At 36.5% G+C, this 24671-nt stretch carries 17 protein-coding genes; 9 read left to right on the top strand and 8 right to left on the bottom strand.

Going from position 1 to position 24671, the window contains the following annotated elements; genetic code table 11:
- The first annotated feature begins 38 nt into the window (after positions 1 to 38).
- Positions 39 to 908 (top strand): hypothetical protein, encoded by an 870-nt coding sequence (locus tag EG849_RS02155; RefSeq protein ID WP_125011443.1) that lies wholly within the window; start codon positions 39 to 41, stop codon positions 906 to 908.
- Here EG849_RS02155 and EG849_RS02160 read toward each other — a convergent pair.
- Positions 891 to 4619 (bottom strand): metallophosphoesterase, encoded by a 3729-nt coding sequence (locus EG849_RS02160; RefSeq protein ID WP_125011444.1) that lies wholly within the window; start codon positions 4617 to 4619, stop codon positions 891 to 893. The two genes, EG849_RS02155 and EG849_RS02160, sit on opposite strands and share 18 nt — an antisense overlap.
- A gap of 30 nt (positions 4620 to 4649) precedes the next feature.
- On the opposite strand from EG849_RS02160, the gene EG849_RS02165 reads away from it, so the two are divergent.
- Complete coding sequence (locus EG849_RS02165; protein ID WP_125011445.1) at positions 4650 to 5831, top strand: Pycsar system effector family protein; 1182 nt, start codon at positions 4650 to 4652, stop codon at positions 5829 to 5831.
- On the opposite strand, the gene EG849_RS02170 is transcribed toward EG849_RS02165, so the two are convergent.
- A complete protein-coding gene (locus EG849_RS02170; protein WP_125011446.1) occupies positions 5828 to 8203 on the bottom strand; it encodes a GAF domain-containing protein in 2376 nt (791 codons plus the stop codon). The genes EG849_RS02165 and EG849_RS02170 overlap by 4 nt on opposite strands.
- 415 nt (positions 8204 to 8618) lie before the next feature.
- On the opposite strand from EG849_RS02170, the gene EG849_RS02175 reads away from it, so the two are divergent.
- The 5 genes from EG849_RS02175 to EG849_RS02195 all read left to right on the top strand — a co-directional run bounded on the left by EG849_RS02175 (position 8619) and on the right by EG849_RS02195 (position 15871).
- Positions 8619 to 9680, top strand: a complete 1062-nt coding sequence (locus tag EG849_RS02175) for an efflux RND transporter periplasmic adaptor subunit (protein WP_125011447.1) — start codon at positions 8619 to 8621, stop codon at positions 9678 to 9680.
- Between the two features lie 6 nt (positions 9681 to 9686).
- Positions 9687 to 12776: an efflux RND transporter permease subunit gene (locus tag EG849_RS02180; protein ID WP_125011448.1), complete on the top strand. Its 3090-nt coding sequence runs from the start codon at positions 9687 to 9689 to the stop codon at positions 12774 to 12776.
- Positions 12777 to 12780: 4 nt separating this feature from the next.
- A complete protein-coding gene (locus EG849_RS02185; RefSeq protein ID WP_125011449.1) occupies positions 12781 to 14097 on the top strand; it encodes a TolC family protein in 1317 nt (438 codons plus the stop codon).
- A gap of 75 nt (positions 14098 to 14172) precedes the next feature.
- Positions 14173 to 14661 carry a DUF1761 domain-containing protein gene (locus EG849_RS02190; protein WP_125011450.1) on the top strand — a complete coding sequence of 163 codons (489 nt, stop codon included), beginning with the start codon at positions 14173 to 14175 and terminating at the stop codon, positions 14659 to 14661.
- Positions 14662 to 14719: 58 nt separating this feature from the next.
- Positions 14720 to 15871, top strand: a complete 1152-nt coding sequence (locus tag EG849_RS02195) for a peptidogalycan biosysnthesis protein (RefSeq protein WP_125011451.1) — start codon at positions 14720 to 14722, stop codon at positions 15869 to 15871.
- Between the two features lie 163 nt (positions 15872 to 16034).
- On the opposite strand, the gene EG849_RS02200 is transcribed toward EG849_RS02195, so the two are convergent.
- The gene (locus tag EG849_RS02200) at positions 16035 to 16910 is read right to left on the bottom strand and encodes a diacylglycerol/lipid kinase family protein (RefSeq protein WP_125011452.1); all 876 of its coding nucleotides are present in this window, start codon (positions 16908 to 16910) and stop codon (positions 16035 to 16037) included.
- Between the two features lie 62 nt (positions 16911 to 16972).
- Between EG849_RS02200 and EG849_RS02205 the strand changes: the two genes are divergently transcribed.
- Positions 16973 to 17965: an App1 family protein gene (locus EG849_RS02205; RefSeq protein WP_125011453.1), complete on the top strand. Its 993-nt coding sequence runs from the start codon at positions 16973 to 16975 to the stop codon at positions 17963 to 17965.
- 18 nt (positions 17966 to 17983) lie between these two features.
- Here the strand turns inward: EG849_RS02205 and EG849_RS02210 are convergent, their stop codons facing one another.
- Positions 17984 to 19891 carry an ABC-F family ATP-binding cassette domain-containing protein gene (locus EG849_RS02210; RefSeq protein WP_125011454.1) on the bottom strand — a complete coding sequence of 636 codons (1908 nt, stop codon included), beginning with the start codon at positions 19889 to 19891 and terminating at the stop codon, positions 17984 to 17986.
- Positions 19892 to 19989: 98 nt separating this feature from the next.
- On the opposite strand from EG849_RS02210, the gene EG849_RS02215 reads away from it, so the two are divergent.
- The gene (locus EG849_RS02215; RefSeq protein ID WP_125011455.1) at positions 19990 to 20373 is read left to right on the top strand and encodes a DUF983 domain-containing protein; all 384 of its coding nucleotides are present in this window, start codon (positions 19990 to 19992) and stop codon (positions 20371 to 20373) included.
- Here EG849_RS02215 and EG849_RS02220 read toward each other — a convergent pair whose 3' ends face one another.
- From EG849_RS02220 to porL, 4 genes are all read right to left on the bottom strand, one after another.
- Entirely contained in the window at positions 20374 to 21423 is a 1050-nt protein-coding gene (locus EG849_RS02220; RefSeq protein ID WP_125011456.1) for an NAD(P)/FAD-dependent oxidoreductase, read from the bottom strand.
- A gap of 66 nt (positions 21424 to 21489) precedes the next feature.
- Positions 21490 to 22377 carry a type IX secretion system ring subunit PorN/GldN gene (porN, locus tag EG849_RS02225; protein WP_125011457.1) on the bottom strand — a complete coding sequence of 296 codons (888 nt, stop codon included), beginning with the start codon at positions 22375 to 22377 and terminating at the stop codon, positions 21490 to 21492.
- 49 nt (positions 22378 to 22426) lie between these two features.
- The gene (gene porM / locus EG849_RS02230) at positions 22427 to 23935 is read right to left on the bottom strand and encodes a type IX secretion system motor protein PorM/GldM (protein WP_125011458.1); all 1509 of its coding nucleotides are present in this window, start codon (positions 23933 to 23935) and stop codon (positions 22427 to 22429) included.
- A gap of 56 nt (positions 23936 to 23991) precedes the next feature.
- Entirely contained in the window at positions 23992 to 24639 is a 648-nt protein-coding gene (porL, locus tag EG849_RS02235; RefSeq protein ID WP_125011459.1) for a type IX secretion system motor protein PorL/GldL, read from the bottom strand.
- Positions 24640 to 24671 lie beyond the last annotated feature (32 nt).

Genomic DNA, 24671 nt, shown 5'->3' on the forward strand with positions numbered 1-24671 from the left:
AAAAATAAATTCGTAATTTCATTAAAAGAAAAAATCCCATGAAATATTACCTTCCCCTTTTTGCCATCGCCTTGGTTTCTTGTAACGGAAAATCTCAAGAAATAAGTTCCCATACCGTAAAATTAAAACTAAAAGAAGCTTCAGGAGTTGAAATTTCAAGCGCTTCAGAACTGATTTGGGTTTTGGAAGACAGTGGCAATAAAAACAGTATTTACGGATTAAATTCGGATGGAAAAATCAACAAAACCATTGAAATTGAGAATGCAAAAAACGTAGATTGGGAAGATTTGACTTCTGATAAAGCGGGAAATTTGTATATCGGCGATTTTGGAAATAACGATAATGCACGAAAAGACCTTTGCATTTATAAAGTGGACTCTAAAGATTTAAGCCAAGAAATCGCAACTGCTTCTTCAAAAATTTCTTTTTATTATCCAGAGCAAACCGCTTTTCCTCCTAAGAAATCGGGTCTTTTTTATGATGCCGAATCCTTTTTTGAACACAACGGAAACTTCTACATTTTCACCAAAAACAGAAGCAAAGGTTTTGACGGAAGTGTTTTTTTATATAAAATTCCGAATCAAACTGGTAACCACAAAGCTGTTCTTTTAGGTAAATTTCAAGCTTGCAATATTTACAAACATTGCGCTATAACCTCAGCAGCCATAAGTCCCAACGGAAAAACAATTGCCCTTTTAAGCGCCAATAAAGTTTGGCTTTTATCTGACTTTTCCTCGGATGCTTTTTTAAACGGAAAAACGGAAGAATTGACCCTGCCAGATGCCACACAAAAAGAAGGAATCTGTTTTAAAGACAACGAGACCCTTCTTATTGTGGACGAAAAAGATAAAAAAACAGGCGGAAATCAATATGAATTTAAAATTTCTGATTTAAAATCCAAATCCTAATCCGGCTGTAAAACGAAGTCCGTCGGTGGAATGAAAAAGTGACAATTGGCCTGTAACCAGATTGACGCCGTTAATCCAAATTCCACCGCCGTAAGCTTGGTGCCATTTGTCTGAAACTTCATTTGGAACCCAAACGCGCCCATAATCAAATCCTCCAAAAACTCCGTAGCGAATCGGCGCAAAACCATTTTTCACTTTGCCCAAATTCCAGCGCAAGTCCGTACTTTGGTACAAAGCGCTTTTTCCTGAAAAACGCTGATTTCTAAAACCTCTCAAATCCGTATCTCCGCCTACCGTTACTGCTTGATAAAACTCATAATTATCGTCAAAAATCGCTTTTCCTTTTACTAAAGTTGCCAAAACCCAGTTACCGCTTGTTGAAATTTTATAGGTAAATCCAAGCGCGCTTTCGGCGTAAGGAAACTTTCTATCCGTTTCTTGAAGATTCATTTTATAACCTCCAAGAATGTAAAAAGTCATTCCTAAGGTTGGATTTGAAACGTTATCATAATTCTGGAAACCATATTTGGCACTTACGTCTACAAAATTTTTATAATCAAAAACATCGGGGTTCACAACTCCTGGAACCGTCACAAATCTTCCCGAAGTGTCATCAACCGAAATTCTTTCAAATGAAGCCTGAACCGTCGCAAAACCGCCCTGTTCGCCCGTCCATTGTGCTGACGGAGTTGCTTTTATCGTTCTCATCTTAACACGATTGTAATCGGCATCAATTTCTTTTTGCGGATTGTCAGTTTCATTTCCTAACCCGAAATAGTTAATGCTGAAATTTGGGCTGGTGTACAAAGCATCAACCACCAAATTCCATTTGCCAATTTGTCTCGGGAAAGTTCCTTTGTAGAATAATTCATAACCGCTGGTGGCAAAGTAATAATTAGCGCCGATTGTATGTCTTTGCGAGTAAGGGAACCTGTTAAAGCCGTTCACGGTATAATTTAATCTTGCGCCCATTTTCACGCCGTCATCAGGGTTAAACCCTAATAATGGATAACCTGCGAAGACATTGTATTTTGGTTTTTCATAATCATACGTATTGATTTCATACGAATCAGAAAGCATAACTTTTGCTTTTCCGGCAGCAACTACGTCGTTTTCATCATTATCGGTATCATAAATCCTAACTTTCTTTCCGTTTTCAATCACATACGAATCTCTATTTTGCCCGCCTAACAGCCTGATTTTTATCTTTCTTCTGCCTTCGCCCTTGATCTCAAAAATATCGTCATCATCTAATCCATACACCCATAATTCTTTTGTTTCTGGGTTTTTATATGATTTGCTATGAATTAATTCTTCTCCGTCTTTTTTAATTCGATAAACCTCAACCTTGGTTTCATCACCATTTCTGGTAATTAAAAAGCGGTCTTTCTTATCGGTTCCAACAACTAAAACGGTTTGCTGCAAAATCTCGTGGTATTGCACCGCATATTTCGCCAAATACTTTTTTCTGCCTTTCAATTCTGATTTTATCTTTTCAATTGATTCTTCTTTAACCTCTTTCGGAAGTTTTGAAAAAGCATTGTCAATTTCAGAATCAGATAAATTATCTACAATATATTTTGCCTGTCTTGTCCATTCTTTCTCATCTGATTTTGTGATAAATGCCAAATCTAAATTATAAGCCGCCCTGTTATTCCATTTTAAATTATCTATCTTTTTATCATAAGAGCGCATGTGACGCAAAGCCGGAATGTTCATCAAAATTGAAAGCAAAGTTCCGTCATATTTTGAAAAAGCTTGATCCCGATCCCTCGGGATCGGACGGTATATTACCTTTCCATTTTCTTTATATTCGCCCCAACGCCATTGATCAGAATGGCGGTCCCAATCGCCGATCAACATATCAAACAATCGTGCCCGGATGTAACTTGGCTCGTCCACTTCATATTTTTCATCGGCTCGAACATTTGACAAAACATCGTCAGTGCTTAAAATTTTCAAGGGACTTCCGAAGCTTTTTAGATTTTTCCATTCGTCCATCGGGCGCTCTTCAATCATGTATAATTCATCTCCATAATTTTCATTAAAAAGTGCCAGCCTATTTTGTTTTGGAACATAAAAAAGCTTTGGGTTTGAATGGCTTATTTTTACTTTTTCTGCCAATTCAGAAACAATAAACGGTGTATAAGGATGTGCCGTGGTGTAAAAATCCATGATAAAATCTTCCGCATATGTATCTTTAAAATCTTTTTCAACCGCCTGATCTTTAAATGCTACGGATTGTAAAAATCGGGTAGCGCTTTTGCGCAATGCGCGCATCACATATTCTTTTCCATCTTTATCCACTAATCGAAGTGATTTTGACTGATGTCCGCCACCCGATTTTGTGGGTATCAAGCCCCCATACAGTGTATCTAAACTTACTGATTTTGCGTGAATTTTTGTGCTGTACACATTTCTGTAATGTTTTCCCCAAAGAAAGCGATAGGCACCTCCTTTTTTGGTTTCTGCCACAGTGTAAATGGCCGTGTCTTTGTAAGTGGAAAACTTGTTTGGGTATTCTCTCAAATTTGGCTTTGGCCTATTAAAAGTTGGCTGTTGCTGAAACAAAAGCCCTTCTTTTCCTTTGGAATCCATTCCATAAAAAGAAATTTTTGAAGCGCCGCTTTTCAAAACTTCTAAAACCGCGTAGCCATTTTTTCCAAACGAAAAGTCATTCTCATTAATTGCTCTCGCGGCTTCTGTTTTAGAACCAGAACCTGAAATAACTTGCTTGATATTATCTTTTTCAATGTATTGCAGATTGTGGTCGTGGCCCGAAATCACCACCACATTGCTTTTCTCTTGAATCAACGTTTTGATTCTTTTTACAAACGCATTGTATTTTTTGTTTTGTAAATCTTGCGGACTGATTCCAGAGGTTTTTCTTAGCAGATTAATCACCGTTCCAATTACCGGAAGCGGGATTTTTTGTTCCAAAGGAAACAAATGCTTTTCAAGAGAAAATTCGCCACCGTGGGTTCCGTTAGACATTAACGGATGATGGATTGCCATAATCGTAGTTCGATTTTGATAATCGTTTAGCTTGTTCTCTAAAGCCTCAAAAAACTGCTCTCTGGTTTTAATATCGCATTCGTTGTTAATCGTTGGATGCTTGTCCCAATCTTCTAAATACCACTCGCTGTCAATCACGATCAATCCCACATTGTCATTGATATTTACATGATCAAGACCGCAATTATTTCTTGGCAGGAAAGATTTTTTTGCTTTTAAATACTCTTTAACAAATTTTTCTTGTTCCTTTAAACCTTCAACGCCATTGTACCAATCATGGTTTCCTGGAATAACAATCGTATTTCCGCTATAACCTTTTGACATTTCCAGTTGGATTGTCAATTTTTCTTCTGCTAATTTGCGATCCGGATCATTTTTCAACGGCATTCCGTTTGGATAGATATTATCTCCCAGAAAAATAAGCGTGCTTGACGAATCTGCTTTTTTTAATCGCTCTTGAAATAGGCCCAAAACCTCCTTTGATTTTAGATCATCTGCATTGCCGGCATCGCCAATCAAATAAAAAGTATGCGCAATTTCTTTAGAATTATTAAAATTATCTTTAATGGTAACGGGCTCTTTTTTACCGAATTGGGAGTGGTTTGTAGCGCAAGACTGCAAAATAAATACAATTGCTATATACTTAAACAAAGTTATATTTCGTTTATCAATCACATTAAGCCGAAATAATTTCATAATTTGGTGGTGGATTTAATTTCAATTTCTATGAATATCGTTCAAAAAGCTGAAAATTTCATGTTTCTTCTATTCAAAGATAACTTATCTTCTGAATATATTTATCATAATTTCAATCATACTTTGCGTGTAGTAAATAGTGTGGGCGTTCTTATTGAAGGAGAGAAAGTTGATGCAGAAGAAGCAGAGTTATTGCTGATTGCTTCTTGGTTTCACGATTCGGGATATATTGAAGGAGGAGAAAATCACGAAAAAAGAAGTGCCGTAATTGCCGAGAAGTTTTTAAAAGAGAATAATTATCCGGAAGAAAAAATTCAAATTGTCAAAAACCTTATTCTTGCTACTGAATTATGCAACACGCCGGAAGGCCATCTTGAAAAAATAATTCGCGATGCCGATTGTTCGCATTTTGCAAGTCCCGATTATTTAAACTTATCGGAATTGCTTCGCCAAGAATGGAAAAACCTAGGAATAAAAGAATTTTCAGATACAGAGTGGGCCACGGAAAACCAGCGCATCTTTACCGCCGGACATCGCTTTTTTACCGACTTTGCCAAAAAAAATTGGCAACCTTTAAAAGACGCCAACTATTGTTCAATTCAAAATAAATCAAACGCAAAAGAGAAGAAAAAAAACAAGACCAAAGATATATTAAACCAGAAGAAGCTGGAACGGATAGACAATCCTGAGCGTGGCATTGATACTGTTTTTAGAGTCACACTCAACAATCACACCCAGTTGAGCCAGATTGCAGACAGCAAGGCCAATATTCTTCTTTCTGTAAATGCGATTATTATTTCGATTGCTCTTTCAACTTTGATTCCCAAACTAGACAGCCCTTCCAATGCACATTTGGTCTTACCGACCTTTATAATGCTGGTTTTCAGCGTGACTTCGATTGTATTTGCCATACTTTCCACACGTCCAAAAGTAACGAGCGGTGTTTTTACAAGAAAAGATATTGAAGAACAAAAAATCAATCTTTTATTCTTCGGAAATTTCTATAAAATGCCAATTGACGAATACCAATGGGCCATGAACGAAATGATGAAAGACCGCGAATACCTTTACAATTCCATGATTAAAGATCTGTACTTTCTGGGTTTGGTTTTAAATAAAAAATACAAATTACTTCGAATCACTTACAATATTTTCATGTTTGGAATCATCATCTCTTTCTTGGCTTTTGTGTACGCTTTTAAAAATGTTTAATTTTTTGAAGGCAATTCTTTTAATAAATCCTGAAAAGTAAAATTTTCTTCTGAATCTTCCTTTTGACTGTATAAAATCTCGACACGAAATGCTCTTAAACCGGTAACCCCTTGTAAATCTTCTACTTCAAAAGCCTCTACCTTTCCGAGTTTTTTCTTGAACTGAAGCAATTTTATATACCTTCGGTATTCCATTTCTTCATGGTTTTGCGAATAAACAAGGGTGATTTTTCCTTGCTCGGTAATTCGTTCACTTGTTCCTTTTATGTTTGATTTGTCAATTCGTTTTTTCACCATTTCGTATCGCGCATTGTAGGTTCCGTCTACATCAAAACGCTTTTCATCCATTCTAAATCGTATTGAAATTGGCGTATTAAAAACGAAAATCAGCGAAGTAACATCTAAATCATACGCTAAAGTCGGTCGCATTCTGTAATATTCATTTTCAAGTTCGCACAAAACCAATAATTGCCACAGGCGAAGATTGCTCAGATACATGGGACTATACGTTAAATAAGGCGCAATTGAAGCTCCGATATACAAATTATGCTCTACTCCATCGGTTTTAAATCGCTCATAATAATGCGGGAAAAAAGATTGTGCTTCTTCTTGTTTTTGATCTAAAAGCGTCGCCATTTTTTTATTAATCAACGAAAGCGTTTCGTCAAAATCTTTTCGGGCATCATAAATCATATTGATTTTGGGATCAAGAGAAGAAAAATAAGATGCGATTTTTTCTGCCGATTCTCCTTTAAAATCTTTAAAGTGTTCCAATATCGGATGAATTTCATTCAAAATATAATTCTGGATAGTCGATTCGGTATCTGCTTTTAAATTCCCTTTCAATTGCAATTCAAAAGCTTCCAATTCAAAAATATTTTGGACAATAACTGGCATATTCAAGTTTTTACTTAAATAACGAAGCAGTTTCAATAACAAGTCAATTTGTATTGTTAAATCTTTTTCAATCGCAAAATTTCTTGCCATTGAAGAACCTTTGATGTCAATTTGCCCGTACAAGGGATATACTTCTCGAAATACAATTTCTTTAAACGGTTCGTCTTTGCTGATTTTATCGGTTGTATGCAAAGATGCTTCTTGGCGAAATTTCCAATAGACACTAGGATGAATCGAGGTGTACTCCCTTTGGATAATGGCCTCGATTTGATTTTTCATATCAGAATACACGCGATCAATCGTGTCAACCAGAAACGGCATCACTAGATCTAGCTTATTGGCATTAAGGCTATTTAATTGTTTTGGAATTGAAGAAACCAGTTCAATAATGCCTAAAAACTTATCATTTTTAATCACCGGAGCCAAAATGCAACTGTGGATATTTTGCGACAAAAGGTGTTCTGCTAATTTTTTATCTTCTGGATTTGACAACAAAAATTCCTGTACATCAGAAATTACCAAGAATTTTTTTCGCCCTAAAAGCGTCTCTAAAGAACAATTTCCTAAAGCTTCTTCACAATCTGCTTCTATTCCTTTGTACAAAATATAGCTCCGCATCTGATTTTGCATTTCTACCATTTTGAACTTTGAGTCTTCATAACTAAAAGCGGTAAATCCGGTTTTTAAATCTGCAATTTTAAAGATGGAGCAAAAAATAGTTTCTAAATTTTCATTGCGAAGCGAATTGTCTTCTTCGATGCTCAAAAGTGAGGTTTTCAAATTTGAAATGGCACTTCCAATCGTGTTGTCATACAGACTCATGATGCCGAAGCCTTTCATAATCCAACTTCCTTCAGGAAATTTTTCTTTCCACAGTGTCAGATCCTCATAATTGTTGAGCAGGTGATTAATATCTTCTTCTGACAAGGAAATAGCTTTTTCTGTAGGCTGGATTTCCATGAAATCTGCATTGTAAAGAATTCTGTAATGTCTTATAATTCCATTTTTATCTGGAATATCATAAAATATCGGATTCGAAAAATCAATTTCCTGTCCGTAATAATAATTCAGAATCAGCGTACAATTCATTACATAAAATTGGTGCTCGTCAAAATCCCTGATGATGATTTCGAAATCATCTCCTGCATCTTCGATTATTTTTTCAAGACGCTCTGAAATATTAAAGATATAATTGTAAAAAGGAATTGTTACTGCCTTGATTTCATTCTTGGTCAAAGCCGTCGGAAACAGGTCAGAGAGCAAGTATTTGATCAGCTGGTAATGTTTTTCAATTTGTTCATACGATTCAACTCCCTCTCGCAATTCAGGAAAAGGCGCAATTTCTTTCAGCAAACCTTTAGCGTAAGTTGCACGATAATCAACGTTTGATTGGGCAATTTCTTCTAAAACCTGAATCACTTTTTCAAAAGAAATTTTAATTTGAAACGGACTGATTTTATCGTGAAAATGGTTCATATTTTAGGTCTATAAAATGTAGGCAAATTTACAAAATAATCGGTCAAAAAAAGGCTAAAACACAAAAAGCCATCAACTACTAACTGATGGCTTTTTTGAAATAAAATCTAAAACTATTTATTAACTAACTTAAATAAGTACTTTAACTATAACCACTAATTAAATACTTGAAATCACTTAGCTAATATATTAATTTTATCGATAATCTGCAAATAAAATCGATAAAATACATTAATATCTTAAAATATTTATTAAAACACCACTGCTAATACTTTATGAATATTTGCTAACCGCTTGATTTTGTTGAGACAAGTGTTAAAAAACATTTAAGCCTAGTCAAATTTAAATAAATAAAATTAGATTTGTGAATTCAACTATTTAACTCCCTCAGAATTAAATTTACACACCAATTTTTATGAAAATAAAACACTTCGTCTATGCAATACTTATCATTGGAATTGGCGGTCTAATTGTTTATAGAATTACGAATAACAAAAAAGCAGACGCAGAAAACGGAAAAGTTCAAGGCAAAAAACAAGCCACGGCAGTAAGCGGGATGGTTCTTGTGCCCCAAAAATTTGAAGATGTGCTTTCACTTTCGGGCTCGATTGAAGCTAACGAACAAGTGGATATCCGAAGTGAAATTTCAGGAATTGTCCAAACCATCAATTTTGAAGAAGGAACAAATGTTTCAAAAGGGCAAGTTTTGTTCAAGGTCAACGACATTGAACTTCGTGCACAAGCTGCCAAAATACAGACTACCCAGAAATTAGCTTCTGAAAACGAAAGAAGAGCCAAACTTTTACTTGAAAAAGAAGCTATCAGTCAAGAAGAATACGATATTGCAAGTGCTGATTATAAGACGGCAAAAGCAGAAACACAGTTAATTCAAGCACAAATTGCCAAAACTACGGTTCGTGCTCCCTTTTCTGGAAAAATTGGCTTGCGTGCCATTTCAAACGGAACTTATGTAACACCTACCACCGTTATTGCTAAATTGGTGAATACCTCTCAATTAAAAATTACGTTCTCGATTCCTGAAAAATATGCTTCGCAAATGAAAGTGGGAAATTCGCTGACTTTCACGACGGCTGGTTCTGCTGAAAAATTTACGGCAAAAATCTACGCTATCGAACCCGAAATTGAAATTGCAACGCGCACCTTAAAATTAAGGGCGATTGCAGAAAACAAAGACGGAAAATTATATCCAGGGACCTTTGCCAATGTTACCCTTCCTTTAGACGAGATCAATGATGCTTTATTGGTTCCGACGGAAGCTTTGATTCCGATTCAAAACGGAAAGAAAATTTTTATTTCAGAGAACGGAAAAGCTAAAGAAATAATCGTGAAGACCGGAGCCAGAACCGACAAAGACATTTTGATCACGGAAGGCTTAAAAGCGGGCGACACCATTTTGACCACTGGCGTAATGACTTTAAAAAACGGAATGCCGGTTCGCGTTCAAATTAAAAAATAACGCCACATGAGTTTATCAACTTTAAGTATAAAAAGACCCGTCCTGACCATTGTCTTGAACCTGATGCTGATTCTTTTTGGCATTATCGGATACACTTATCTTGGTGTTCGAGAATTTCCATCGATTGACCCCGCGCAGATTTCGGTTCGAACCAATTATGCCGGAGCAAATGCTGATATTATTGAATCCCAAATTACGGAACCGCTCGAAAAAGCAATCAATTCTATTGACGGAATTCGAAATATAACCTCGTCAAGCAATCAGGGAAGCAGTAATATTACCATAGAATTTAATTTGGATAAAAACCTTGAGGAAGCCGCGAATGACGTTCGTGACAAGGTTTCCCAGGCCGTAAGAAGCTTGCCCCAAGATATTGACGCGCCACCAGTGGTTTCAAAAGCCGATGCCGATTCAGAGCCAATCATCACAATGACGGTCCAGAGTGACAGCAAAAATGTCTTGGAACTTTCAGATTATGCAGACAACGTAATTGCGCAACGTTTGCAGACGATTCCAGGGGTGAGTTCTGTTCAAATTTGGGGACAGCGAAAATATGCCATGCGTTTGTGGATTGATCCTGTAAAAATGACTTCGTATGGCGTGACAGTTTCTGACGTCAGAAATGCGTTGGCTTCACAAAATGTGGAACTCCCGTCAGGAAAATTAACGGGTGCGAATACCGAATTGACCGTAAAAACACTGGGAAACCTTTCAAACGAAAAACAATTTAACGACATCATTATCCTTGCCCAAGGCGATAAAATTGTACGTTTCAGTGATATCGGAAATGCATCTTTGGAAGCTGAAAATTTAGAAACGAAGATGAGCGATTCAGGCCAAGAAATGGTCGGAATGGCTATTATTCCACAACCCGGAACCAATTATCTTGATATTGCCGATGCTTTTTACATTCAATATGATCTTTTAAAAAGAGATCTGCCAAAAGATTTCAAATTAAATATCGCCATTGACAATACTGTTTTTGTAAAAAAAGCAGTCCATGAAGTAGCAGAAACATTGCTCATCGCCATCGTTCTGGTAGTCTTAATTATTTATTTATTCTTCAGGAACTGGGCCATCGCTTTCAGGCCCTTGATCGATATTCCGGTTTCGCTAATTGCTACATTTTTCATCATGTGGCTTTTCGGATTTTCTATAAATGTCTTGACTCTTTTGGCAATCGTTTTGGCTACAGGATTGGTGGTTGATGACGGAATCGTTGTTACTGAAAATATTTTCAAAAAAGTCGAAGAAGGAATGTCACCCATTGAAGCAGCGATTAAAGGTTCTAACGAAATTTTCTTTGCCGTAATTTCTATTTCCATTACACTTGCCGCAGTATTTTTACCTGTTATTTTCTTAGAAGGTTTCGTCGGGCGGCTGTTCCGGGAATTTGGCGTCGTCATTGGAGCGGCCGTTTTAATTTCTGCCTTTGTTTCCTTGACCTTAACACCGATGTTGAATGCCTATTTAATGAAAGGTGGCGAACAGAAAAAATCAAAATTCTATAATTGGAGCGAGCCTTATTTCTTGAAATTAAATTCAGGATACGGAAATGCTTTAGCCAAATTTATGAAAAAGAAATGGCTTAGTTTCCCCATCTTAATTATATGCATTGGCTTGATCGCTTTATTTTTCAGCATCTTGCAAAAAGAAACCGCGCCTTATGACGACCGAAGTTTTATCGGCGTAAACGTGACAGCACCAGAAGGCGCTTCGTATGACTACATGGACCGCTTTATGACCGAACTTTCAGAAATGATCAATGATTCGATTCCAGAGAAAAAAGTGAGCTTGATCATAACATCTCCTGGTTTTGGTTCTTCTTCTGTAAATAGCGGCCGTGCTCGAATTGCCTTGGTGGAAGCTGGCGAAAGGGAGCGTTCACAAAAAGAAATTGCACAAGCCTTGACAAAAGCCACAAAAAAATATCCTGAAGCCAAAGTTTCCGTTTCAGAACAGCCAACAATTGCGGTAAACAGGCGCGGTGGCTTGCCAATTCAATACATTATCCAAGCGCAAAATTTTGAGAAATTGCAGGAGAAAATTCCTGAATTTATGGACGAAGCTTCGCAAGATCCCACTTTTGCAATCACGGATGTAAATTTAAAATTCAATAAGCCCGAAATTTACGTGACAATTGACAGGGAAAAAGCACAAAGTCTTGGCGTTTCTGTGATTGATATTGCCCAAACCTTGCAATTATCTTTAAGCGGGCAACGTTTTGGATATTACATGATGAACGGAAAACAATATCAAGTGATGGGGCAATTTGATAAAAAAGACCGTGATGCACCAATGGACCTGACATCTATTTTTGTGAGAAGCGCGACAGGAGAATTGATTCAATTGGATAATGTTGTGGAAATAGAGGAACAAAGCAGTCCGCCACAATTGTACCATAACAACAGGTATATGTCGGCCACGGTTTCGGCCGGATTGGCTCCAGGAAAGAGCATCAGCGACGGAATTGAAGCCATGGAGCGCATCAAAACTAAAGTTTTAGACGAAACTTTTACCACAGATTTAGGTGGAGAATCACGAGATTTCGTGGAGAGCAACTCCAATACGGCTTTTGCATTTGGATTGGCTTTGCTTCTAATTTATTTGATTTTGGCGGCACAATTTGAAAGTTTTATTGATCCTTTTATTATTATTTTGACTGTTCCGATGGCGGTTGCCGGAGCTTTATTTTCACTTTGGCTATTCGGACAGACTTGGAATATCTTCAGCCAAATCGGAACCATCATGCTGATCGGGCTGGTCACCAAAAACGGAATTCTGATTGTGGAATTTGCCAACCAGCTTCGCGAACAAGGAAGGACAAAATTGGAAGCTATCTTAGAAGCTTCTGAAGACCGACTGCGTCCTATTTTAATGACCAGTTTGGCAATTGCCTTGGGCGCTCTGCCAATTGCAATGTCGCTTGGCGCAGCTTCAACCAGCAGAATTGGTATGGGTGTTGTCATTGTGGGAGGAACTTTATTTTCATTAGTTTTAACCTTATTTGTGATTCCTGCCATCTATTTTATGTGGTCAAGGGAAAAGAAACACCGACCAGAATTTGATAATATCGAACAATATGAAAAAGAATAATTTTATGAAACAAAGACTCTTTTTCCAATTTTTACTTTTATTTGGGTTTGCTATTTCGGCAAATGCACAAGAATTTTTGAGCGTAGAAGATGCCGTGAAAATTGCATTGGAAAACAATTATGAAATAAAAATTGCATCCAACGATTTAAAAATTGACCAGCAGAATGTAAGCCTTGCAAATGCCGGAATATTGCCGACCTTAAACGCTGTTGTCACAGAAAACAGTTCTATTTTAGATACAAAACAAACGCAACAAGATGGTTCGATCAGAGATCTTGACGGTGCAAAAAACATGAATCTTTCGTATGGAGTCGCACTAAACTGGACCATTTTCGACGGATTTAGAATGTTTGCGAGATACGACCAACTGAAAGAATTGGAAAAGCTAGGAGATGCCGAAATGAAACTGACTATTTTCACAAAAGTTTCTGATGTGATTAGCACGTACTATGATTTGGTGCAGCAAAAACAGCAATTACAAGCTTTGGATACCGCCATTGTTATTTCTGATTTGAGAGTCACAACAGCGGATAACCGATATAAAATTGGCAAAGCTGCGAAGCTGGAAGTTCTGAATGCACAAGTGGATATTAATACGGATACGACCAATTTATTAAGACAAAAAGAATTGTATGCCAATACGAAAATTCTGTTGAACCAACTTTTGGCCCGAGAAGTCAACACCCCATTTGATGTCGAGGGTGAATTTAAAATTGACGAAAGCCTTTTGCTTCCTGAGCTGATTGCTTTGGCAGAAAAACAAAATCCGCAATTGCAGGCCCAGATTATTACTAAACGAATAACGGAGTTGCAATTAAAACAGGTGAAGTCCTCGCGATTGCCGATTATTACTATTTCTTCAGGCTATAATTTTACGAGTAGTGAATCGTCTTTGGGCTTTGCCAGACAATCCAACGGACAAGGCTTGACGTATGGATTCAATGCTTCAATGCCTATTTTTAACGGAGGATTACAAAATCGAAATGAAAAAATTGCCAAGATCCAGGTTGAGAATTCTAACATTTTAGTGCTACAACAAACGCAATTGCTTTATTCGCAATTGGCTTCGGCGTATCAAACGTATTTGACAAATCTGCAATTGACAAAATTGGAAGCTAAAAACGAAGAAATTGCCCGAGAAAATTTAGATATTACCTTGGCAAAATATAAAATTGGGACCATCGCTCCGTTAGAATTTAGAGAAGCCCAACTGAATTATGTCAATGCAAAAGTGAGAAACAGCAATGCGCAATACCAAGCCAAAGTTTCTGAAATTAATTTGAAGGAATTGGCTGGAAATTTACCTTTGGCCTCTTTTTAGATTTCGAACCTGATTTCTTAAACGAAAGTTAAAATTTTCTATCTTTGATTGAACAAACTTAAAACAAAATCAATTATGGAATTTAACTTTTACCCTGTTTTAGCCAGCGGAATCATCACGCTTTTGGCTGGATTTATTTGGTACCACCCAAAAGTTTTCGGAACCATTTGGATGCGTGAAGCCGGACTTACCGAAGAGGAATTGGCCAAAGGAAATATGCTAAAAATCTTCGGATTGACATTTATTTATTCCTTATTAATCGGATTTATGATGATGCCGATTGTGATTCACCAGTTTGGAGCCATGGGAATGATAGGCGGTGGTGCTCCTGATGTGGTGCAACCAGAATCTTTTGTGAACTTTATGGAAGAATATGGAACAGCTTACAGAACCTTTAAACACGGTGCTTTCCACGGATGCATGACCGGTTTGTTCTTCGTTTTACCAATAGTTGCCATCAACGGATTATTCGAAAGAAAATCTTGGAAATATATTTTAATCAACGGCGGTTATTGGATTTTGAGCTTGACAGTTATTGGTTCAATGATTTGCGGATGGGTTTAAAACCATTTAATATACTCAAATCTCGCTGTAAAAGGCGGGATTTATTATTTATCAGCCTTTGAAAAACACACTCCATTTTAAAATTTTCCCGACAACAGATTTGCTTCCAGAAAACTGGGATGATCTGGCAACGGAAAATATTTTTCTTTCTAAAAATTACTTACACGTTTTAGAAAAATCTTCACCCGAAAATATGATCTGCCATTTCATCGGATTATTTAAGGAGGAAAAATTAGTTGGAATTGCGTTGTCGCAGTTTTTAGATTTGAACAAGCTTGCGTCTTTTGGAGAACGCGACAAATGTTTGAAAGCTTCCGTGCGGAATATTATTTTTAAAAACTTCAGTTCGCACGTTCTTTTCATCGGAAACAATATGCTGACAGGACAAAATGCGTACCATTTTTCAGAAGATATCAATTGCCAGGAAGCTTTAAAATCATTAAAAAAAGCCTCGGAAGCATTGAAAGAAATCTTCAAGAACACAGGGCATAAAATTCATGTGACTTCTTTTAAAGATTTCACTTCACAAGAAATTGCTGGTTTTAAAAACGTCACCTTTGAAAACCATTACAAATTCTCAACACAACCGAATATGGTTTTTGAGATCAGAGAAAACTGGAAAACCTTTGGCGATTATGTGGCCGATTTAAGTAAAAAATACCGTGACCAATTCAAGCGTTCCCGAAAAAAAGCAGAAGGAATTACCAAGCAAAAAATGGATCTGGAAGCGATCTTAAAATATGAAGAAACCATTTATGCCCTGTATTTTCACGTGGCAAAAAATGCTCCGTTTAATACTTTCTTTTTGGCAAAAAATCACTTCAGCGTTTTCAAAGAAGTATTACAAGACAAGTTCTTGTTTTATGGCTATTTCATTGACGATAAATTGGTCGGATTTAATACTTTGATTAAAAACGGCGAATCAATGGACACCTATTTTTTGGGCTATGACGAGACGATTCAAAAAGAAAAAATGCTGTACCTGAACATGCTGTATGATATGATCGGCTATTCAATAAATCAAGGCTTTAAAGAAATTGTTTTTGCCAGGACCGCCTTGGAAATCAAAAGTTCTGTGGGGGCAAAACCGCTGGAAATGTTTGGCTACATCCAGCACAGCAATTCTTTGATCAATAGAAAAATAGATAAAATTTTTAATTATTTAGAGCCAAAAACCGAATGGCAGGAACGGAATCCGTTTAAGGTTTAGTTTTTCGGCAATCTATTTAAATGTTTAAAAAATACCGGAACGATTGAATGTCTAACCCTGATGCCGGAAACTATCCTTTTGTTTCCGGGGTTCGGAACAAAAGATAGTTCATGGAGCAGGAAAATGATTTAAAAAAGGCCTCCTGTTTGGTTTCGAAAAAAACTTAAGGAATGGCAATTTTCATTTGATTTGGAAGGATTTCGACTTCTAATTTTGTGACTTCATCGCAGTATTCACCATCGATTTGAAAACTGACCGGAACGTTGGTCGTAATGGTCGCTTTGTCTGTAGAAATGATTTCGACATCGCCACTTTCAATGGGCATATTGCCGGAAAGAATCTTGCCGAAAACAATCAAATCAAGGTTTTTTATGATGACAATTTCAAATTTTCCGTCGTTCATCACGCCTTGAGGATTGATGGTAACTCCGGTTCCGTATTTTTGAGAATTGGCGATAACCACCATTCTGGCTTCGGTTTCAACTGTTCGATTTTTAGTTTCGATTTTGGCACGAAACGGTTCTTTCAAACCGGTCAGCGTGTTGATGGCTTGAAGCGCATACCCTAATTTGCCACGAACATTGCTGTTTTCATAGTTTTTTACCAATTCAGCATTGATCCCGATGTCGCTTAAATGCATGCTTTTTTTGCCGTTTATGGAAATCATATCCATTTCCATATAATCGTTTTGGAAAGCGATTATCAGGTTTTCTTCGATTTCGCTGGGCAGATTCAGATCCACTGAAAGTCCGTTTGCAGAGCCACCCGGAATGATCCCGAGAATGACTTCGTGGTCTTTCATTGCTTCTGCCACCATTTTAATTGTGCCGTCGCCACCAACTACAATAATTCTTTCGGCCTTATTTTTTTCCTGCAATTTCTGGATTGCTACTTCATCATTATTTCCAGTTGTTTCAAAAATAATCAGATTGACGTCTTGGCTTTCGGCAAAACCTGAGGCAATCTCAGTGATTTCAGTCTTATCGACATCTCCCGAAATAGGGTTTACCACCAAGATAAAATTCTTTTGCGAGCTCATATTTTTCTTATTGCTATAATTTTTGTAATTTGTTGTAACGTTATATAAATATAAGATATTTTATGAAGCCAATTTTAAAATTATATCGAGGTTATGCCAACGACCAGGAGTTGATTGTGATGGGCCACGTTTTTAAGCCGACGACGAAAGAAGAATACAATTTTGAAAAAAAAAATTTGAGAAATGCAAAGTCTGTTATTAGAATGTTTCGAATTAAAACCCAGAAAAATGCTTCCATATATTTAGAACATAACGGTTTGAAAATCCATACAAAAACCCTTGATGACGGTTATTTTAAATTTTGTATTCCGCTGAATCGGGATTTGGCGTATGGCTGGAACGAGTACAAGGTGAGCCTTTTTCACGAGGAAGAAGAAATCGTGGCAAAGGGAAGCTACATTCGTCCGCACGATGGTGATTTGGGTTTCATTTCAGATATTGACGACACTTTTTTGGTTTCGCATACGCGGAATGCTTTTAAGAAATTATACATTTTGCTTTTTCGAAATGTAAACGACCGCAAGATTTTTGAAGATGTAGTGCCACACTATCAAGCGCTGAGTTCTGCCGGAAGGGAAAGTGATTCTGAAAAAAATGCTTTCTTTTATGTGTCGAGCAGTGAATGGAACCTGTATCGATTTATTACCAAATTTGCCGAGTTGCACGAACTTCCAAAAGCGGTCTTATTGCTGAAAGATATTAAAACAAGCTTGACCGATTTCTTTTTGACCGGACGTGGCGACCACGACCATAAGTTTGAAAAGATCAAACATATACTTGAATTTTATCCGCATTTAAAATATGTTTTAATGGGCGATGATTCACAGCATGATCCTTTTCTATATGAAGATATCTGCAAAATTTTTCCAGTAACGGTAAAAGCGGTTTACATTCGCCAAACCGGTAAACACAAAAAACAAAAAGCAATTGACGCTTTAGCCAATATGGAAAGTATGGGCGTCGATACTTGTTATTTCAAGGAAAGTAAAGACGCGATGGAACATTCAGAACGCATTGGAATAGTTTCTGAAAACCACAAAAAAAAGACAGGCTGAATGGCCTGTCTTTTGGTTTTATGCATTTTCAATTTCGAGTTGAACAGCTTCCCATTCTTCCAGAAGATTGTCTAAATCTTTTTTCTTTTTGTTATACGCCGTAAAAAATGAAGCGTCTTCAATGTGTTTGTCATATTCAGAAGCTAAAAGTTTATCGTCTCTTTGGATATCATTCTCCAATTGCTTAATTTGGCTTTCCACTTTGCTCAACTTATTTTGAAGCGCTTTTCCTTTCTTTTGTTCTTCATAAGAAAGTGATTTGTTCTCTTTTGGAGCGCTATTTTTAATCGCATCTTTCTTTTCCACTTCACGCATGTTTTCAAGATTGCGCTGTTCTAAAAAGTAGTTGACGTCTCCCAAATATTCTTTGATCTTTTGGTCTTTGAATTCATAAACGATATTGGACATTCCCTGAAGAAAATCCCTGTCGTGAGAAACCAAAAGAAGCGTTCCTTCATATTTTTGCAAAGCCGCTTTCAAAACATTTTTAGATTTGATATCTAAGTGGTTCGTCGGCTCATCCATTACCAAAACGTTGATTGGCTGTAAAAGCAATTTGCAAAGCGCCAAACGGTTTCTTTCGCCTCCAGAAAGCACTTTTACTTTCTTTTCAACATCATCGCCCCTGAACAAGAAAGAACCCAACATATCGCGTACTTTTGAGCGATTGGTGTCTGTCGCTGCGTCTTCCATGGTTCGCAATAACGTAATTTCTCCGTCTAAATATTCGGCTTGATTTTGGGCAAAATACCCCAATTGCACGTTATGGCCCAATTTGATATTTCCCTCAAATTCAAATTCATTGACAATGGCTTTGATAAACGTAGATTTCCCTTGTCCATTTTGTCCAACGAAAGCAATTTTGCTTCCACGTTCTACTAAAAGCGAAATGTCTTTCAAAATGGTTTTATCACCGTAGCTTTTGGTCACATTTTCTGCTTCCACAACCACTCTTCCCGGTTCTTTTGAAAGCGGAAACGAAATATTCATCACTGAATTATCGTCTTCGTCAACTTCAATGCGTTCAACTTTGTCCAACTTTTTGATAAGCGACTGTGCCATCGATGCTTTTGAAGCTTTGGCACGAAACTTTTCAATCAGTTTTTCTGTTTCTTCAATTTTCTTCGCTTGGTTTTTCTGCGTAGCCAATTGTTTTTCACGAATTTCATGACGCAACAATAGGTATTCAGAATAAGGCTTGTTAAAATCGTATGCTTTTCCAAGAGAAATTTCGATCGTTCTATTGGTCACATTGTCCAAAAACATTTTATCGTGCGATACAATTACAACTACGCCAGGATAGTTGCGCAAAAAGCTTTCCAACCAAATGATACTTTCGATATCCAAGTGATTCGTAGGCTCATCCAGCAACAAAACGTCGTTCGCCTGCAATAATAATTTTGCCAATTCGATACGCATCCTCCATCCACCCGAAAAAGTTTCTGTCTGGTTGTTAAAAACATCTCTCTTGAAACCCAATCCAAGAAGGATTTTCTCGGTATCGCCCACATAATTATACCCTCCTAATAATTCAAAACGGTGTGTGTAATCAGATAAATCTTCAATAATCTGGCTATATTCTTCACTTTCATAATCGGTTCTTGTAACCAACTGGTGATTGATTTCTGCCAATTTTTTCTCTACAATTTTAATATCCACAAAAGCTTCATACGCTTCTTCGAGCACGGTTCTTCCTTGTTCAAAATCAATATCTTGACGAAGGAAACCCATCCTAACTTCTTTTTCTTGAGAAATAACTCCAGAATCAGGAGCGAAATCTTTAGCTAATATTTTTAGCATTGTTGATTTTCCAGCTCCATTTTTTCCAACAAGTCCCACTCTGTCGCCAGCTCCTAATCGAAAGGTTACTTCTTCAAAAAGATACGTTCCTCCAAAAGAAACTGACAAATTATGTATATTCAGCATTTAAAATTGATTAAAAGATTGTAAGATTTAAAGATATTAAACCTCAATATTATTGTAAATTTGTTTACTTAAAAAAAGTAAAAACAAATTTTTTGCAAATGTTAAAAAAAGGATCCAAATTATATAGCATTTTAACAGGAACTTGTCCTAAATGCCAGAATGAGAGTATGTATTTGTCCAAAAACGCTTATAATCTCTCTCGGATTTTTGAAATGCACGAAAAATGCAGTCATTGTGGCTTGAAATATAAAATTGAACCTTCCTTCTTTTTTGGCGCCATGTATGTTAGTTATGGTGTAGGAATTGCTTTTGGCGTAGCCGCATTTGTTATTTCCTATCTTATGTTTAAAACCGATTTAAAAACAGCCTTTATTGCAATTATTGGAGCCTTGATTGTTTTTATGCCGATAATTATGCGCGTTTCAAGAAATATCTGGATCAATATTTTCGTCCATTATGACAAAAACGCTGTCAAAAAATAATTACCACTGCACTTTTTTAAATCTTTTGATATCGATTTCAAAATCAAGAGGTTTTCCGTTTTCAATTTTATCAAATAAATTTAAGGCCATTGCGGGAGCAAGCATCACGCCTCTTGTTCCCAAACCGTTTAAAAGATGTACGTTTTGATGCTTTGGATGCGTTCCAATCATGGGCCTTCTGTCTTTTACCGTTGGCCGAACTCCTGCCAAATGTTCTATAATTTCAAAATCAGAATGCAGGATTTCTTTTAAATTTTCAAGCAGTTCCTGCTTTCCTTCTTCCGTTGGCAAATTTGTTTTGTCTTTCCAGTTGTAAGTAGCCCCCACTTTATACAGATCATTTCCCAAAGGAAGAATAAAAACGGAAGTTTTTACCACCACATCCAAATTCAAATCGGGAGCTTTAATAATCAGCAGTTCGCCTTTTGTTCCGTCTAAAGGAAGATGTCCAAAAAACGGATTTGAAACCATCCCGAAACCTTCCGCAAAAATAATGTGTCTTGCTTTAATACCTTGGTATTGCACAAACTCGCCATTAGAAATAAAATCATTATAATCAAAAGCGCTTTCTGAAAGAAGATTTGCTGTCTTTAGATAATCTTGATAAGCATTGAGCAGAGCTTCCGTGTCTACATAACCCGTTTGTAAAACTTCACCAAAATTGTAGGGCGAATCGATTCCGTTGTATTTTTTTGAAATCAATTTGGTCGAAAGAAAAGGCGAAAGACCTAATTTATCTGTAGCCTGGAACCAATTATTTTGTTCTTCCACAGAAAATAATTTTCTATAAATTGGAATTTTGAAATCAAATTTCGAATTTAATTTCTGCTCTAATTTTCCATAAAAAGCATCCAGCAAAGTAATTTGCTCTTGCGCTTTCCAAACCTCACTGAATCGCTTTAAAATAACCGGATTGTATAATCCTCCGGCAACGCGTGAAGACTGCTGTGAATTATTATCAAAAACAAAAATGGATTTGCCATTTTGTAAAGCTGTTTCTGCAAAAGCAATTCCGGCCAAACCGCATCCGACAATTAAATAATCTACCATAGTGCAAAAATAAAAAAACTCTTGCCAATTAAGGCAAGAGTTGATTTGTATTGGAGAAATTTTTTATTAATAATTCCACATATCTTGTTCGAAGTTGCGGATTTTATCTTTAACTCTTTCAGATTCTAATAACTGCATTTGCGCGTTATCTTTCAAATAGTCTTCAATTTTTCTGTCTCCCATAACATTTTCTTCTTGATAAATTGTACCGCTAAAGCGACGTGCATTTAACAAGTGATCAAACGTTACAGCCATTGCAGAGTTTCTGTCATTGAATGCTAAAGCACTATGAAGAACTTCTCTTGCAGATGGGAAATAAACCCAAAATAATTCAATTGGATCTTCTTCTTCACTTCCTTTTGTATAAACATCTGGAACAACAGGACAAAGACCTAGCAAACGATATTTCAATTCACCTTGACGTTTGTCAAAATACCAATATCCTTTAATTTTGTATCCCATAACATCAATAGGTTCGATGTCTGTTCTTACAATGTACTCTTCGCCAATTTTTTCACCTGCATTATACTGCTCTCTACCTGCATCAGAAGTATCAATCTTAGACAACGAAGATTCAATATCTTTCAACGTCTTTTTTGTAGTAAAATAACTGTCGTCATAAACTTCACTAATTTTACCAGACTTCATGTTTTCGATTAAAACAGCATAGAGTGATTTTCTATCTGGACCTAAATTCCCTTCAACTGGAAAATACATTGGGAAATTGATTCTTTCATCAAGATCAACAAATTCCCACACCGTTTTTCCTAAAAGGATATCACGATCGTGAACGTATCCATAAGGCAACGGTTTGTCATTGTCAGCGTTTAATTGTGCTTCTGTTTTCTTCCCGATTTCTTCAGGAGTCTTCGCATTTAAAAGATTAGATTGTGCAAAAGTTACACTAGAAACTAAGCTTAATGTTACTATTAATGAAAAATTTCTCCAATTCATTTTTTTGTAATTTATTAGTTTGTTAAGTTAAAACTCAAACTTTAAATAATTATTGTATTTCGTAAGCAACTGGAGCTGTTTTAGGCAACATAATTGGGCTACCTACAAGCTTCGTTTTGATCTCAGAAAAGATAACAACGTCACCTCTTGTTGCTTTTTGAACAGCTGCTTTAGCACGTCCATCTAATTTGTTACCAGATACCACAATTGTTGGCTGTCCTGGAACTTTGATATTAAATCCAACTACATCAAGATTAACATCAAAATCAAAATCTTCAAGAATAGCATTAACTGTTTGTACTTCTAAGTTCGATTTAGGTCCTTTGATAGTACCTGTTTCTCTTCCTCTTAAAGCACCTGTTGGTCCTGGGATATTTTTAATTCTAAATACTTTTTTGTCGTTCGCCGTCTTTCCATCCGACATTTTAGCCGAAACATTGATAACAACTTCACGACCAGCACCTGGATTCATCATGTATTTACCACCAGCACCTCCAGATAATCCTGGAGCATTTGCCTTAACATCACTAGTAGGCACACCTGCGAATGAAATTGTCATTGGATTTGCTACACCACGGTAAACAACGTTCATTTTATCAGCAGAAATGGTAGCTGAATTTGGACGAGGCACTACAACGTAAGTTCCATTAAAAGGAAGTGGCACTTCTTTACCATCTTCCATAAAAGTAAATTGACCAGCAATCTTTTGCTCTCCAACATTACCAGCAGTCATATTAATCACCGCTTGTCCGTTTTCAATACTTCCAGGCCCTTTAAAACCAGTTGGTTTTGTGTTTGCATCATAGCGACCAAGAACAACTTTACCTGTAACTTTTTCACCTTGGAAATATGCATTTTTATCTAAAACTACAATAGCTTCATAATTCTTCATAGAAACCTGAGAAGCTAAATTCCCTTGTAGCATGTTACCTAAAACTTCCGATTCTGTAGTTTTAACATCTGCCTGTAATTGAGTTAATTTCGTAAGAGAAGCAACTAAAGGAAATCCTTTATAGTGATAATCTAACCAGTCAATTGAAACTCCATCTCTATTTTTTACAGGTGCTGTAGCAAATTTAGATTTTACTGAAGTAGCAACATTAGGAACCAAAGTCGCAACTCCATCTCTAAAAGCAGCAATTTTAGCTAAAAACACTTCTCCTTCTTTAGAAACTTTATCTCCTACAAAGAATTTACCGTCAAGAAAATCCCCTTTATCCATTACTTCATAATCCTTTGGGTTGTCAACAGTTTTTAACATCTGTTGTTTCAATCCTTCTAAGTAAGAATTAAGATCATCAGCTAATACTTTTACTTTATCAGCATTCGCTTTTAAAGGACCATATTGCTTATCATTTTCTTTTACTTTTTCAGCAAGACCATCCATAAAAGCCTTGTTTCTTGTAGTTGCATCAGTATTTGAAGCCTCTAACTTTTCATTCATCAATCCAAAAGCAGATAAAACTTCTTTGGACATATTTAATGCTAACATCGCAATGAAAACCAGATACATCAGGTTAATCATCTTCTGTCTAGGGGTTAATTTTCCTCCTGCCATTTTTTCTAATTAGTTTAGTTTTATTTTATTAAAATGAAAATATAGTTTTAAACTAATTATCCTTTGTTACTCATTGCAGAAAGCATACCACCATAAACATTGTTCAATGAAGCAATGTTTGCAGTCATAGATTGCATTTGTTCTTTTAATTTAGTTGCGTTATCAGCAATTTCTTTGTTAGCCTCAGCATTTCTAGAAGCACTTTCTAGTTGTACTTTGTAAAGGCTGTTCAACGTTTCAAGTGAAGTTGCAGCACTTGTCATTTCGTCAGCATATTTTCTTTGAGAAGCAATAGCATCCACAGTTGGCGCCATGTTTTTTGCAGCTCCTTCGAAGTTTTTGATAGAATTCCCTAAGCTAGCCATTAATTCACCATCAATTTTAGCATCTTTCAACAAGTTGTCTAATTTTTGAGATAATAAACCTTGAGCTTCTGTTGGGTTTTCTTTTTTAATTTCTTTCTTTTTAGCTTCTCCACCCGCTAATTCTGGATAAACCAATGTCCAATCGATTTCATTGTCAACTGGTTCAAATGCAGATAAAGCGAAAATTAACGCCTCAACAACAAGACCAATTGTAAGCATCAAGTTTCCTGTAAGCGGACCAATCTCAATGTGTGTAATTTTGAATAATGCTCCAAGGATTACAACTGCTGCTCCCATACCGTAAGCGAAATTCATTGCTTTTTTGCTTAAAATTGCCATAATAAAAAATAGTTTTTAGTTAGTTAAGTAAA

It is taken from the genome of Flavobacterium macacae (assembly GCF_003865365.1).
GTDB classification, from domain to species: domain Bacteria; phylum Bacteroidota; class Bacteroidia; order Flavobacteriales; family Flavobacteriaceae; genus Flavobacterium; species Flavobacterium macacae.

What these genes read in the sequence shown, in the direction of transcription:
- EG849_RS02180 (WP_125011448.1), top strand. Translation starts at nt 9,687, where the DNA reads ATGAGTTTATCAACTTTAAGTATAAAAAGACCCGTCCTGACCATTGTC.
- EG849_RS02175 (WP_125011447.1), top strand. Translation starts at nt 8,619, where the DNA reads ATGAAAATAAAACACTTCGTCTATGCAATACTTATCATTGGAATTGGC.
- EG849_RS02160 (WP_125011444.1), bottom strand. Translation starts at nt 4,619, where the DNA reads ATGAAATTATTTCGGCTTAATGTGATTGATAAACGAAATATAACTTTG.
- EG849_RS02220 (WP_125011456.1), bottom strand. Translation starts at nt 21,423, where the DNA reads ATGGTAGATTATTTAATTGTCGGATGCGGTTTGGCCGGAATTGCTTTT.
- porL (WP_125011459.1), bottom strand. Translation starts at nt 24,639, where the DNA reads ATGGCAATTTTAAGCAAAAAAGCAATGAATTTCGCTTACGGTATGGGA.
- EG849_RS02215 (WP_125011455.1), top strand. Translation starts at nt 19,990, where the DNA reads ATGTTAAAAAAAGGATCCAAATTATATAGCATTTTAACAGGAACTTGT.
- EG849_RS02170 (WP_125011446.1), bottom strand. Translation starts at nt 8,203, where the DNA reads ATGAACCATTTTCACGATAAAATCAGTCCGTTTCAAATTAAAATTTCT.
- EG849_RS02190 (WP_125011450.1), top strand. Translation starts at nt 14,173, where the DNA reads ATGGAATTTAACTTTTACCCTGTTTTAGCCAGCGGAATCATCACGCTT.
- EG849_RS02210 (WP_125011454.1), bottom strand. Translation starts at nt 19,891, where the DNA reads ATGCTGAATATACATAATTTGTCAGTTTCTTTTGGAGGAACGTATCTT.
- porM (WP_125011458.1), bottom strand. Translation starts at nt 23,935, where the DNA reads ATGGCAGGAGGAAAATTAACCCCTAGACAGAAGATGATTAACCTGATG.
- EG849_RS02205 (WP_125011453.1), top strand. Translation starts at nt 16,973, where the DNA reads ATGAAGCCAATTTTAAAATTATATCGAGGTTATGCCAACGACCAGGAG.
- EG849_RS02200 (WP_125011452.1), bottom strand. Translation starts at nt 16,910, where the DNA reads ATGAGCTCGCAAAAGAATTTTATCTTGGTGGTAAACCCTATTTCGGGA.
- EG849_RS02165 (WP_125011445.1), top strand. Translation starts at nt 4,650, where the DNA reads ATGAATATCGTTCAAAAAGCTGAAAATTTCATGTTTCTTCTATTCAAA.
- porN (WP_125011457.1), bottom strand. Translation starts at nt 22,377, where the DNA reads ATGAATTGGAGAAATTTTTCATTAATAGTAACATTAAGCTTAGTTTCT.
- EG849_RS02185 (WP_125011449.1), top strand. Translation starts at nt 12,781, where the DNA reads ATGAAACAAAGACTCTTTTTCCAATTTTTACTTTTATTTGGGTTTGCT.
- EG849_RS02155 (WP_125011443.1), top strand. Translation starts at nt 39, where the DNA reads ATGAAATATTACCTTCCCCTTTTTGCCATCGCCTTGGTTTCTTGTAAC.